The organism is Paenibacillus sp. BC26, assembly GCF_900116125.1.
In the GTDB taxonomy this organism is placed as follows: Bacteria; Bacillota; Bacilli; order Paenibacillales; family Paenibacillaceae; genus Paenibacillus_Z; species Paenibacillus_Z lignilyticus.
Genome location: NZ_FPAD01000001.1, coordinates 1,705,143 through 1,717,125 on the forward strand (window position 1 = coordinate 1,705,143; position 11,983 = coordinate 1,717,125).

12 protein-coding genes are annotated in these 11,983 nt (G+C 49.6%); 10 read left to right on the forward strand and 2 right to left on the reverse strand.

What is annotated here, in order from left to right; translation table 11 throughout:
- Window positions 1–50: 50 nt before the first annotated feature.
- The 3 genes from BM412_RS07215 (at window position 51) to BM412_RS07225 (ending at window position 2,535) form a co-directional block, all read left to right on the forward strand.
- Window positions 51–461, forward strand: coding sequence for a MerR family transcriptional regulator (locus tag BM412_RS07215; protein ID WP_090985346.1), 411 nt, complete (start codon window positions 51–53; stop codon window positions 459–461).
- 33 nt (window positions 462–494) lie between these two features.
- Window positions 495–1,823, forward strand: a complete 1,329-nt coding sequence (gene glnA / locus BM412_RS07220; protein ID WP_091215695.1) for a type I glutamate--ammonia ligase — start codon at window positions 495–497, stop codon at window positions 1,821–1,823.
- Window positions 1,824–1,953: 130 nt separating this feature from the next.
- Window positions 1,954–2,535: a hypothetical protein gene (locus BM412_RS07225; RefSeq protein ID WP_091215697.1), complete on the forward strand. Its 582-nt coding sequence runs from the start codon at window positions 1,954–1,956 to the stop codon at window positions 2,533–2,535.
- A 96-nt stretch (window positions 2,536–2,631) separates the two neighbouring features.
- Here BM412_RS07225 and lexA read toward each other — a convergent pair whose 3' ends face one another.
- Window positions 2,632–3,252, reverse strand: a complete 621-nt coding sequence (gene lexA / locus BM412_RS07230) for a transcriptional repressor LexA (protein ID WP_090985351.1) — start codon at window positions 3,250–3,252, stop codon at window positions 2,632–2,634.
- A gap of 187 nt (window positions 3,253–3,439) precedes the next feature.
- Between lexA and BM412_RS07235 the strand changes: the two genes are divergently transcribed.
- From BM412_RS07235 to BM412_RS07255, 5 genes are all read left to right on the forward strand, one after another.
- Window positions 3,440–3,817, forward strand: coding sequence for a LysM peptidoglycan-binding domain-containing protein (locus BM412_RS07235; RefSeq protein ID WP_091215700.1), 378 nt, complete (start codon window positions 3,440–3,442; stop codon window positions 3,815–3,817).
- A gap of 269 nt (window positions 3,818–4,086) precedes the next feature.
- Window positions 4,087–4,290, forward strand: coding sequence for a DUF896 domain-containing protein (locus BM412_RS07240; protein WP_091215702.1), 204 nt, complete (start codon window positions 4,087–4,089; stop codon window positions 4,288–4,290).
- A gap of 31 nt (window positions 4,291–4,321) precedes the next feature.
- Window positions 4,322–5,308: an aldo/keto reductase gene (locus tag BM412_RS07245; RefSeq protein ID WP_091215704.1), complete on the forward strand. Its 987-nt coding sequence runs from the start codon at window positions 4,322–4,324 to the stop codon at window positions 5,306–5,308.
- Between the two features lie 52 nt (window positions 5,309–5,360).
- Window positions 5,361–5,879, forward strand: a complete 519-nt coding sequence (locus tag BM412_RS07250) for a hypothetical protein (protein ID WP_091215705.1) — start codon at window positions 5,361–5,363, stop codon at window positions 5,877–5,879.
- A gap of 26 nt (window positions 5,880–5,905) precedes the next feature.
- Window positions 5,906–6,691: an HAD family hydrolase gene (locus BM412_RS07255; protein ID WP_091215707.1), complete on the forward strand. Its 786-nt coding sequence runs from the start codon at window positions 5,906–5,908 to the stop codon at window positions 6,689–6,691.
- Between the two features lie 80 nt (window positions 6,692–6,771).
- Here BM412_RS07255 and BM412_RS07260 read toward each other — a convergent pair whose 3' ends face one another.
- Window positions 6,772–7,308 carry a 1,2-dihydroxy-3-keto-5-methylthiopentene dioxygenase gene (locus tag BM412_RS07260; protein WP_091215710.1) on the reverse strand — a complete coding sequence of 179 codons (537 nt, stop codon included), beginning with the start codon at window positions 7,306–7,308 and terminating at the stop codon, window positions 6,772–6,774.
- A gap of 193 nt (window positions 7,309–7,501) precedes the next feature.
- Between BM412_RS07260 and metH the strand changes: the two genes are divergently transcribed.
- On the forward strand, window positions 7,502–10,939 hold the full coding sequence (gene metH / locus BM412_RS07265; protein ID WP_091215713.1) for a methionine synthase: 3,438 nt from the start codon (window positions 7,502–7,504) through the stop codon (window positions 10,937–10,939).
- Between the two features lie 98 nt (window positions 10,940–11,037).
- Window positions 11,038–11,964 carry a ribonuclease Z gene (gene rnz, locus BM412_RS07270; protein ID WP_091215716.1) on the forward strand — a complete coding sequence of 309 codons (927 nt, stop codon included), beginning with the start codon at window positions 11,038–11,040 and terminating at the stop codon, window positions 11,962–11,964.
- Window positions 11,965–11,983 lie beyond the last annotated feature (19 nt).

The window sequence follows — 11,983 nt, forward strand, 5'->3', positions numbered from 1 at the left end:
CAGAGCGGTACAATGGTAGCATATATCAGAAACTGGAAGGTTGATGCGACATGGGTGACGAAATACGCAGAAATATGGCGCTTTTTCCGATCGGCATCGTCATGAAGTTGACCGACTTGACCGCGAGGCAAATCCGTTACTACGAGCAGCATGAACTGATAGTGCCCGCTCGTACGTCTGGGAACCAGCGGCTGTTCTCGTTCAACGATGTGGAGAGGCTGCTAGAGATTAAATCGTTAATCGAGAAGGGCGTTAACATTGCGGGCATTAAGCAAGTGATGAACCCTGTATCCAAGGAATCCGAAGATGCGACAGTCGTCAGCGAGCTGTCGGAAGTGAAACGTCGCGAGCTCTCCGATGCGCAATTGCATCGATTGCTTAAGCAGCAGCTGCTAGAGAAGAGACCTGGCAAAGCATCTATGATTCAAGGCCAGCTGTCCCGTTTCTATAACAAAAAGTAAGGAATACCAACTAGCCTTTAAGGAGATGATTCTGTGAGCTACAACAAGGATGACATCAGACGTATTTGCAAAGAACAGAATGTCCGGTTTATTCGTCTTCAGTTCACCGATTTGCTGGGAACGATCAAGAACGTCGAAATTCCGGTAAGTCAGCTGGAAAAGGCACTCGACAACAAAATGATGTTCGACGGCTCGTCCATCGAAGGTTATGTGCGGATTGAAGAGTCCGACATGTACCTCTATCCGGACCTTGATACATGGGTTGTATTCCCTTGGGTTGCGGAAGATCGTATTGCCCGTCTGATCTGTGATGTATATATGCCTGACGGTACACCATTTGCCGGCGACCCGCGCGGCATTCTGAAGCGCGTTCTGAAAGAGGCGGAAGAGCTTGGCTTTACTGCGATGAACGTTGGACCAGAACCGGAATTTTTCCTATTCAAAACAGATGAGAAAGGCAATCCAACTACAGAACTTAACGATCAAGGCGGATACTTCGACCTTGCTCCGATGGACCTTGGTGAGAACTGCCGCCGTGAAATCGTATTGACATTGGAAGAAATGGGCTTCGAAATCGAAGCTTCTCACCATGAGGTAGCTCCGGGTCAGCACGAAATCGACTTCAAATATGCGGATGCGATTAAAGCAGCCGATCAAATTCAAACGTTCAAGCTCGTAGTAAAAACCATTGCACGCCAGCACGGACTGCATGCTTCGTTCATGCCTAAACCGCTATTCGGTGTAAATGGTTCCGGTATGCACTGTCACCAGTCGTTGTTCCGCGGCAACGTAAACGCGTTCTACGATGAGAGCGACAAGCTTGGTCTTAGCCAAATAGCTCGTTATTACATGGCCGGTGTACTGAACCATGCACGTGCTTTCTCGGCGATTACGAACCCTACCGTAAACTCGTACAAGCGTCTGGTTCCGGGCTATGAGGCACCTTGCTATGTAGCATGGTCCGCGAGTAACCGCAGCCCGATGATTCGTATTCCTGCCTCGCGCGGTCTAAGCACACGGATAGAAGTCCGCAGCCCAGACCCAGCGGCTAATCCATACCTGGCTCTTGCTGTTATGCTTAAAGCTGGCCTTGACGGTATCCGCAACAAAACTCCGCTGCCGGCTCCGACTGACCGTAACATCTACGTGATGACGGATGAAGAGCGTATCGAAGAGGGCATTCCTACCTTGCCGGATGACCTGAAAGAAGCATTGACAGAGCTGCTTCGCAGCGAAGTTGTTTGTGAAGCGCTTGGCGATCACGCGCTTGCTCACTTCTATGAGCTTAAAGAAATCGAGTGGGATATGTACCGTACGCAAATCCACGAGTGGGAACGCGATCAGTACTTGACGCTCTACTAGAACCGACGAAACCTTTGATGCCGTTTGGCATCAAGGGTTTTTTGTTTATCCTTGGATGGGGGCATCCGCACTTGTACTTTTATTTCCGCATAGTATGCCACAATAGCCATTCATGAAGGAGGCAGCCTATGTGAAGAAGCAAGCGGCAAGTGCGGAGAAGCAGTTTAGACTTACCGGGGCGATACTATCCCATGTAGCAGCAACGATGGTGCCATTCTTCAGGAAGATCGTACTGAATTATTCCTATGCATTGAAATGGTCTAAAGCTATTCGTGGCGCGGATCTGGATACGTTATCCGCTCTGTTTAAGTCGGTAGCGCCATATGCGAAGTTAAATGGGTTCTCTACGAACGCCATTGGCTACTTCTTCGATTTCGAATTTCCCGAACCGATCCTACAATATTCCATCGGAACGACGATTCCGCCAGGAACAACCCAGTTCACATTCTCGACCCCGATTCATAGAGCTATCGCAAGAGCTGTACTACCTTTCTACAAAGCGCTTAGAGCTTCTTCATCCTATGCTGCAGCAGTTGCCGCAGCCGTGAACAACAACAATCGAACACGTCTGGCAGCGTTAATTCGACAAAAAGTAACGGCATGTGCACTTAAATCGATAACGATTGATTTCTCGGGCATAGCTTTGAGCTTCAAGTACAGCAGCAGTAAATTCACCTATCGTCATTTGTTATTCCGAGAAATCGTAGGTTAGCTGACATCACGGAGGTACATCTGCGTGCTGGATGACAGAAAAGGGGCATGTTCAATCGCTGCTGCAGCGATCGAACATGCCCCTTAGATGCATTAATTAATGGATGTCGCGGAAAAGTCCGATGACTTTGCCGAGAATGGAGACGTTACGCAGACGGATCGGTTCCATCGTGGAGTTCTCCGGTTGAAGACGGATATGATCCTTCTCCTTATAGAAGGTCTTCACCGTAGCTTCGTCTTCTTCTGTCATCGCTACGACGATATCGCCGTTGGAAGCGGTTTGCTGTTGGCGGACAATGACGTAATCGCCGTTATGAATGCCTGCTTCGATCATACTTTCTCCAACAACGTTAAGGATAAAGACGTTGTGGTCGCCAACCTTGTCAGCCGGAAGGGGGAAGTAATCCTCAATATTCTCTGTTGCGGTAATCGGCACACCGGCAGTTACTTTACCTACTACCGGAACCTTAGCAATGGAGAGCGGGAATGGAATCTCGTTGTCTTCGCCGTCCAAAATCTCAATAGCACGAGGTTTAGTCGGGTCGCGGCGAATAAGTCCTTTCTTCTCCAGGCGATCAAGATGGCCGTGGACAGTTGAGCTGGAAGCGAGTCCAACCGCTTCACCGATCTCGCGAACGGAAGGCGGATAACCTTTCTCGCGGACTTCCGTCTTAATGAATTCTAGTATCGCCTGCTGGCGGTTTGAAAGTTTCGACACCGGAATCACTCCAAAGTTTCATTTGTGTCAAATTATAACACAGAACCCGAGTTCGTACAAACATAAGTTCGAGAAACACAAGTTCGCATATTTTTACGAACAAACGTTCCAAAAATGCTTGACCACAAACAAATGTTCGTGTTATTCTAGGTTTATCAAATAGAACAAACGTTTGGGGTGCTGGAGAATGATGACAACGATGTCCACTTACTCTTCTAATTATAAAGGTGAAACTCGCAAGACTCGCGCCGTGAAGCGCACTTGGCAAGCTAGAAGAACAGAGCGCTTATTAATGAGACTAGCCGTTGCAACACTGTTTTTCGTACTGCTCTTCACAGGACTGTCACTAATGACAAGCCAAGCGAACAGCGAATATCCGGCAGCACCAACTGCCTCGGAGCAGATCGTCGTTGTTGGCTCCGGTGACACGCTATGGAATATCGCAAGCAGTATTCGTAAAGAAGGCGAAGATATCCGCCACGTTGTTTTCAACTTGAAACAACGGAACAACTTGACATCCAGCTCATTGCAAGCCGGACAATCCTTAATTATTCCCGCTGAATAACTAGGTTCAAGGTTACAGCTTCTATAGAAGGCAATACTTCCTAACCTTAACGATTCATGAGGATCTACATTCAGAAGTCTGAGTCTCCATTGCTCAGGCTTTTTTCATTTCTGGCGGCATAACGTATTAATAAGGTGAATCAGACCTAAATCGAGCACGAACAAACAACAGGATTCAAGCTTCGGAGAGGGCCATTTCGCCTTGACAATGGGCAATTAAAAATGTCAAAGTAAAGAATGACATGTTGGCCGAAACAGGGAGGGAGCACAATGGAAATGGAAAAGATCATCGCCCGTATTAATGAACTATCCAGAAAGAACAAAACCGTAGGGTTGTCACCGGAGGAACTGGTCGAACGCGACGAGCTTCGCCGTCTATATCTTGAGAATTTCAAGAAAAACTTCCGTAATCAACTCGATACCATCAAATATGTGGAAGATGAGGAGAACGGGGAAGATACGATCAAGCATTAGCAGCCGTCTCATTTGAAGGAGGACATGTAGCATGCAATATCGTTTATTAGGCCGAAGCGGTTTGGCCGTATCGGAGCTTTGTTTAGGTACAATGACATTCGGTAACACGACAAGCGAGACGGATTCCATAGAGATGATGAATCGTTTCTTCGAGAAAGGCGGCAATTTCCTCGATACAGCGAACGTGTATGTATCCGGCCGTTCTGAAGAGATCGTAGGCAAAGCGATAAAAGATCGACGTTCGGAAGTCGTTCTCGCAACGAAAGTGAGATTCGCAACCGCCAACCATCCTAACGGCGTAGGCGTTTCCAGAAAGCATATTATGGATGCCGTCGAAGCAAGCTTGAAGAGACTGGATACCGACTATATCGACCTCTACCAAGTGCATGTATGGGATCACGCTACACCGATCGAAGAGACGCTTCGCGCACTCGATGACTTGGTTACCTCGGGTAAAGTTCGTTATATTGGCTGTTCCAATTTCTTCGCCTGGCAGCTCATGAAGTCATTGTCTACCAGCGATTGGAATCGTTATGTCCGATTTATCTCGATTCAACCGCAATACAGTCTGGTTAGCCGTGAGATGGACCGCGAAATGCTATCTTTATGTTTGGAAGAGAATGTAAGCATTATTCCTTGGGCACCATTAGGCGGAGGTTTTCTGACAGGCAGGTATACACAAGAGGAGCCTGTAAGCGGAAGATTAACGTCCAAGCAAGGCGAGAGCTCTTGGGCAGTTCGTGCCAATGATAGTAACTTTGCAGTGCTTGAAGCGGTGCTGAGCGCAGCGAAAGAACTGGAGCGCACGCCTGCTCAAGTGGCGTTGTCTTGGTTGCTCCAACGCAAAGGCATTACGTCTCCGATCTTCGGAGCAAGCACATTGGAGCAGTTTGAAGACAATATGGGTGCGATCGGTTGGACGATGCCGGATTCGGTATGGAACAAGCTGGATGAAGTTAGTGCGTTGCCCAGTGAATATCCGAATCGTTTCATAGCGAAATTCGCTCGACCGTTTTAACTACTAGCAAGAAGAATCACAGCGCGTTGAAGATTATGAAGGAGGAACACCTTTGTCAAGATCGTGGGAACGTAAAGTACAGAAGAACCAATCTCAAATTAACAAACAACGTAAGAAACATGGCCAGGCGCCGCTTATGTCTGCCAAATCAGGCGGAGTGAAGCTCGACACCTTTAAAGGAAGAAGCTATTTAATGCCGGCCTTCCTGCTGCTGTTCATCCTGTTCTATGTCATCGTTACTGTTTCTGCGGATACATATAAGCAGACGGGCAACATGTTCTGGCTAACGGTAGCTTGTTATGTAATTCTGGCTCTGTTATTCACGCTGCGCCGTCCGTATCTTTCGGTAGGCAGCGACTTTATTCGCTCCCGTCGGTTCACAGGCGATCGTTCGATCTATGTAAACAATATTAAGTCCATCTCCTCGCAGAAAGGCTACATCGTTGTTGAGCAGCATAAAGGCGGCAACTGGGTGTTCTCGCGCGTGATGAACCGTTTCCCAACGGATCAAATGGCTGAGCGCTTGCGGACGTTCTCCGCACAGCATGGTATTTCGTTCACTGAAAAATAATTCGGAAGTGGAGTGCAGACACGATTATGGCTAAACAAGCAGTCTTATTTGACCTTGACGATACTTTATTATGGGATGACCGAAGCGTGCAGGAAGCATTTGATGCGACTTGTCAAACCGCTGCAGCAGAAACCGGAGTAGATGCGAAAAGCTTGGAGGAGGCCGTTCGCCGCGAAGCTCGCGCACTCTATGAGTCCTACGAAACGTTCCCATTCACAAAAATGATCGGCATTAATCCGTTTGAGGGGCTGTGGGCGAATTTTCTTGAGGGGGAACAAGAAGAGTTCCGCCAGCTCCAGCAGCTCGCGCCGGCCTATCGCCGTGAAGCTTGGACACGCGGCCTGAAGGCGCTCGGCGTGGACAATGCGACGCTCGGAGCTCAGCTTGCCGAGCAGTTCCCGGCTGAACGCCGCAGCCGTCCTTATGTATACGAAGAGACGTTCGCGATCTTGGATCAGCTGAAAGGAAAGTACAAGCTTCTGCTGCTGACGAACGGATCGCCTGACCTTCAGCGTGAGAAGCTGGCCGGCGTTCCGGCGATCGTGCCTTATTTTGATCATATTATTATTTCCGGTGAATTCGGCCAAGGCAAACCGGCTTCTGCCATCTTCCATCATGCATTAGAGCGTCTCGGCGTTGAACCGGAGCATGGCATTATGGTAGGGGACAAGCTGACAACGGATATTCTGGGCGCCAATACGATTGGCATGACTTCCGTTTGGATTAATCGCCACGGCATGACGCGTTCCGATGAAATTATTCCTTCCCATGAAATTAAGCATCTGGAAGAATTGCTGCCTTTGCTTCTCTAATCACGGAGAAGTGCGGCATGCGTAGAAACCCAAATAAGAAGACCCGTCCGAGGACGGGTCTTCTTATTTGACTCCAGGTATTAGGCGAAAGCAGGATCCTCGATATTGTGAGCGACCCAGCCGTCTTTCTCGATGAAGAGGCGAACAGCGATAATTTCGCGGTTGTCCATCAGCGTGAAGAAATGTGCTTTGTTCTCCGGTACGGAGATGACATCGCCGGCTTCAAGCTCAACATCGAAATACCCGGTTTCCTCGTCGCCTTTAATGATGAAGATACCGCGACCGGACACGATGCCGCGAATTTCATCTTCGGTATGAATGTGGATTTGCTCAAACTTCTTCAGCAGTTCCTCGATGTTCGGAGTTGCATCGGACAAAGAGATGACATCCCAGATTTTGTAGCCGCGACGTGCTGCAAGGTCACGGATTTCATCGTCGTATGTGCTGAGAATGGTTTGCTTCTCTTCATCATTCAAGACAAATTTGTTATGAAGTTCAGTCGGCAGCTTGCTTGCATCCCAGTGCTCATAAAGTACTTCTTGCTTCTCTAGAAAGGCGCGGACGTTCTCTTCGCCGGAGATGCGCTCATCCGTGCTGCGAATTCGAATTTCAGCCATCGAATAATCCCTCTTTTCACAAAAATCGTAATTCCGATCAGAATAATTATAGAACAAAACGATTGGCCTGAAAAGGTTCTTTGCACGCGCGGTGAATTCTGGTAGAGTATAGGGAAATGATTTTTGCTGAATCGACCACGCCTAAGCTCAAATAAAGGCAGTGAGTTGGATTTTCGGAAGGGAAGTGCATCTTTTGACGAAACCGACAATGCAGGATATGCTCGCGAAACGAATTCTCATTCTCGACGGGGCAATGGGAACGATGATTCAACAGGCGGATCTGGGGCCGGAGGATTTTGGCGGCGAAGAACTGGACGGCTGTAATGAAATGCTCGTTCTGACACGTCCCGATGTGATTCAAGGAATCCATGAAGCTTACTTGGCTGCAGGTGCAGACATTCTCGAAACCAATACGTTCGGCGCGACAAGCGTCGTTCTTGCTGAATATGATATTCCGGAGAAGGCAAGAGAGATCAATCTTGCCGCGGCATCCCTTGCCCGTGCAGCTGCAGACAAATACTCCACGCCGGACAAGCCGCGTTACGTAGCCGGAGCGCTGGGGCCAACTACGAAGACGCTGTCCGTAACAGGCGGAGTTACGTTTGATCAGCTCGTGGAGAGCTATTACGAGCAAGCCATCGCGCTCATTGAAGGCGGCGTTGACGCCATGCTGCTGGAAACCTCGCAAGATACGCTTAACGTAAAAGCCGGCACAATCGGTATTCATAAAGCTTACGAAGAAACGGGCAAGACGCTTCCGCTCATGATTTCCGGTACTATCGAGCCGATGGGCACAACATTAGCCGGACAAAATATTGAATCCTTCTATATCTCGCTTGAGCATATGAACCCGATCTCGATTGGGCTTAACTGCGCGACGGGTCCGGAATTTATGCGTGACCACATCCGTTCTCTATCGGCGATTTCGCATGCAGCTGTCAGCTGCTACCCGAATGCCGGCTTGCCGGATGAGAATGGGAACTATCATGAATCGCCGGAATCGCTGGCTAGGAAAATCGCCGATTTTGCCGAACAGGGCTGGATTAATATCGCAGGCGGATGCTGCGGCACAACGCCGGATCATATCCGTGCCATGGCGGAAACACTGGCGAATTACGCGCCGCGTTCGAAGCAAGGAGAACATCCGCCGGCGGTTTCCGGTATCGAGACGGTTTATATTGAAGAAGATAACCGTCCAATCATGATCGGCGAGCGTACGAACATTTCCGGATCTCGGAAATTCAAACGACTCATTAAAGAAGAGAAGTTTGATGAAGCGTCCGAAATTGCCCGTGCACAAGTAAAGGGCGGCGCTCACATTATTGATATTAACCTGCAGGATACCGACATTGATGAGGCGCATGCCGTTCATAATTTCCTTCCTGAAGTTGTGAAGAAGATTAAAGTGCCGCTCATGCTCGATTCCACGTACGATCATATTATTGAGCTCGGCTTGAAGTATTCCCAAGGTAAAGCCATTATCAACTCCATTAACTTGGAGGATGGCGAGTCCAAATTCGAGAAAATTTTGCCGCTCATTCATCGCTACGGTGCGGCCGTTGTTTGTATTCTTATCGATGAGCGTGGACAAGCCGTATCGCGTGAAGCGAAGATGGAAGTGGCTACACGGTCGTATGAGCTGCTAACCGGCAAATATGGCATGAACCCGGAAGATATTATATTTGACCCGAACATGTTCCCGGTTGGATCCGGTGATCCGCAGTATATCGGTTCTGCGGTTGAGACCATTGAAGGCATTAAGATGATTAAAGCGAAGTATCCGAAGGCTAAGACGATACTCGGACTGAGTAATATCTCGTTCGGCTTGCCGGATGCGGGCCGTGAAGTGCTTAACTCCGTTTACCTGTATCACACGACGAAAGCCGGTCTTGATTATGCAATCGTGAATACGGAGAAACTGGAGCGGTATGCTTCCATTCCGGAAGAGGAGCGCCGCCTTGCCGAAGAGTTGATCTACAATACGAACGATGAGACGTTGGCCGCTTTCGTTGCAGCATTCCGTGAGAAGAAAGTTGTGAAGAAAGAGAAAATTTCCACGTTGACCCTTGAAGAACGCCTTGCTTCTTATGTTGTCGAAGGTACGAAGGAAGGACTCTATCCGGATCTTGATGAGGCGATGAAGAAGTACGCGCCGCTTGAAATCATCAACGGACCGCTGATGAGAGGGATGGAGGAAGTCGGCCGCCTGTTTAACGGAAATGAGCTGATCGTGGCAGAGGTGCTGCAGAGCGCCGAAGTGATGAAAGCTTCCGTTACGTATCTCGAACCGTTCATGGAAAAGAATGAAACGGCCGTTAAAGGTAAAATCATGCTGGCCACGGTTAAAGGCGATGTCCATGATATCGGTAAAAACCTGGTCGAAATCATCTTATCCAACAATGGCTACAAAATCATAAACCTGGGCATCAAAGTTCCGCCCGAACAGATTATTGAGTCTTTCCGCAAGGAACCGGTTGACGCGATTGGACTTTCAGGTCTGCTCGTGAAATCGGCCCAGCAGATGGTACTGACCGCGCAGGATTTGCGCAGTGCAGGCATTGACGCTCCGATTCTGGTCGGAGGCGCGGCGCTTACCCGTAAATTTACGAAGCATCGGATCGGACCTGAGTATGACGGGTTGGTGCTGTACGCGAAGGATGCGATGGATGGTCTGGACATTGCCAACAAGCTGATGGACAAGGAACACCGCCTCGTCTATGAAGAAGAGATGGCTGCGCTCAAGGCATCCGGCTACTTGGAAGAAACGGAGAAGAAGCCGCTTCCTGAGCTGACGCGTGCGGTGAAATCGAATGTTTCCAAGGATGCTCCCGTGTACATCCCCCCGGATACGGAACGACATGTGCTTCGCAACGTACCGATTCCGCATATCGGGCCTTATATAAACATGCAGATGCTGCTTGGCCATCATCTTGGTTTGAAAGGCAACGTGGACACACTGCTTGCTGAAGGCAATGAGAAAGCAGTTAGTTTGAAAGAGACGGTTGACGGACTTCTTGCCGAAGGCGCCAAAGGCTTGCTGAAAGCTAACGGGATGTATCGTTTCTTCCCGGCACAATCATCGGGCAACGATATTATTATCTATGACCCGAGTCAGCCCGGTGTTGAGATCAAGCGGTTCACGTTCCCTCGTCAGCAAGTTGAGCCTTATCTCTGCTTGGCGGATTTCTTGAAATCGGTGGAGAGCGGCGTGATGGATTACGTCGGCTTCCTCGTTGTAACGGCAGGAGAAGGCGTAAGGGAGAAAGCGACCGAGCTGAAAGATAACGGCGACTACTTGCGCTCCCATGCGCTGCAATCCGTTGCACTTGAGGTAGCGGAAGCCATGGCAGAACGCGTTCATCATCTGATGCGCGATACTTGGGGTTTCCCGGATCATCCGGAGATGACGATGAAACAGCGCCATGGTGCTCGTTATCAAGGTATTCGCGTCTCCTTTGGTTACCCGGCTTGTCCAAACCTGGAAGATCAACAGCCGCTGTTTGAGCTGATGAAACCGGAGGATATCGGCGTGCAATTAACGGAAGGTTTCATGATGGAGCCGGAAGCATCGGTATCCGCGATGGTATTCGCCCATCCGGAAGCGCAGTATTTCAACGTAGAGAAAGCGTAACGGATAGCATAGGTACCCTCCAAACTTGCGGTGTTAAGCCGCAGCTATGGAGGGTATTGTTATAGATAGCATATGGATGGAGATTGGAGGGAGCTTGCATGCAGCTCACGTTTCTCGGAACCAGCGCAGGAAGACCAACGAAAACACGCAATGTGACTTCCATTGCCTTCTGTCTTCCTGAACCGCACTGCGGTTTCTGGCTGTTCGATACCGGCGAAGGCACGCAGCATCGGCTGCTGCACGGCGGATTGAAGTTAAATAAATTGGAACGAATCTTTATTACTCATTTGCATGGTGATCATCTCTACGGATTGCCGGGTTTGCTGAGCAGCCGGACGTATTTCGAGGGGGCAGGTCCGCTTCAAATCTTTGGTCCAGCCGGGCTGAAGGAATATTTGAATGTGATCTTCCAACATAGCGGAGTTCATCTGGGTTATGAGCTGGAAGTGATCGAGGTTACTGCAGGAGAGGTGGCTGCGGATGATCGCTTCGTCGTGGAAGCAGCCGAGCTGGACCATCGATTGCCATGCTTTGGTTATCGCATCACCGAGCGTCCACAGCAAGGTCAGCTGAATCTGGGGAGGCTTGCTGAGCTGGGTGTCCGGCCGGGTCCGTTGTACGGCATGCTAAAACGCGGCGAATCAATCACGCTTGAGGATGGCCGCACGATTACTTCATCCGATGTAGTCGGTCCGCAGCTGCCGGGACGCATTGTCACTATTCTCGGTGATACTACGCCTTGCCGGAATGCCATTATACTGGCGAAAGATGCCGACTTGCTGGTGCACGAAGCGACATTCGCAGGCGGCATGGAGGAGAAAGCGGCTGCTTACGGCCATTCCACGATTCGCCAAGCCGCAGAGATTGCGGCTGCAGCAGGGGTCAAGCGGCTCGTAGTGACCCATTTCAGCTCGCGATTCGACGATGAAGCAGTGGCGGAGCTGGTGACGGATGCTCGGACCATTTTCCCTCATACGGATGCCGCGTTTGATTATGCGGAATTTCAAGTGAAGCGTTCAACCTAGGAAGCGCCTTATATGGTGA

What these genes read in the sequence shown, in the direction of transcription:
- BM412_RS07260 (WP_091215710.1), bottom strand. Translation starts at nt 7,308, where the DNA reads ATGGCTGAAATTCGAATTCGCAGCACGGATGAGCGCATCTCCGGCGAA.
- BM412_RS07240 (WP_091215702.1), top strand. Translation starts at nt 4,087, where the DNA reads ATGGAAATGGAAAAGATCATCGCCCGTATTAATGAACTATCCAGAAAG.
- BM412_RS07215 (WP_090985346.1), top strand. Translation starts at nt 51, where the DNA reads ATGGGTGACGAAATACGCAGAAATATGGCGCTTTTTCCGATCGGCATC.
- BM412_RS07235 (WP_091215700.1), top strand. Translation starts at nt 3,440, where the DNA reads ATGATGACAACGATGTCCACTTACTCTTCTAATTATAAAGGTGAAACT.
- rnz (WP_091215716.1), top strand. Translation starts at nt 11,038, where the DNA reads ATGCAGCTCACGTTTCTCGGAACCAGCGCAGGAAGACCAACGAAAACA.
- BM412_RS07255 (WP_091215707.1), top strand. Translation starts at nt 5,906, where the DNA reads ATGGCTAAACAAGCAGTCTTATTTGACCTTGACGATACTTTATTATGG.
- BM412_RS07245 (WP_091215704.1), top strand. Translation starts at nt 4,322, where the DNA reads ATGCAATATCGTTTATTAGGCCGAAGCGGTTTGGCCGTATCGGAGCTT.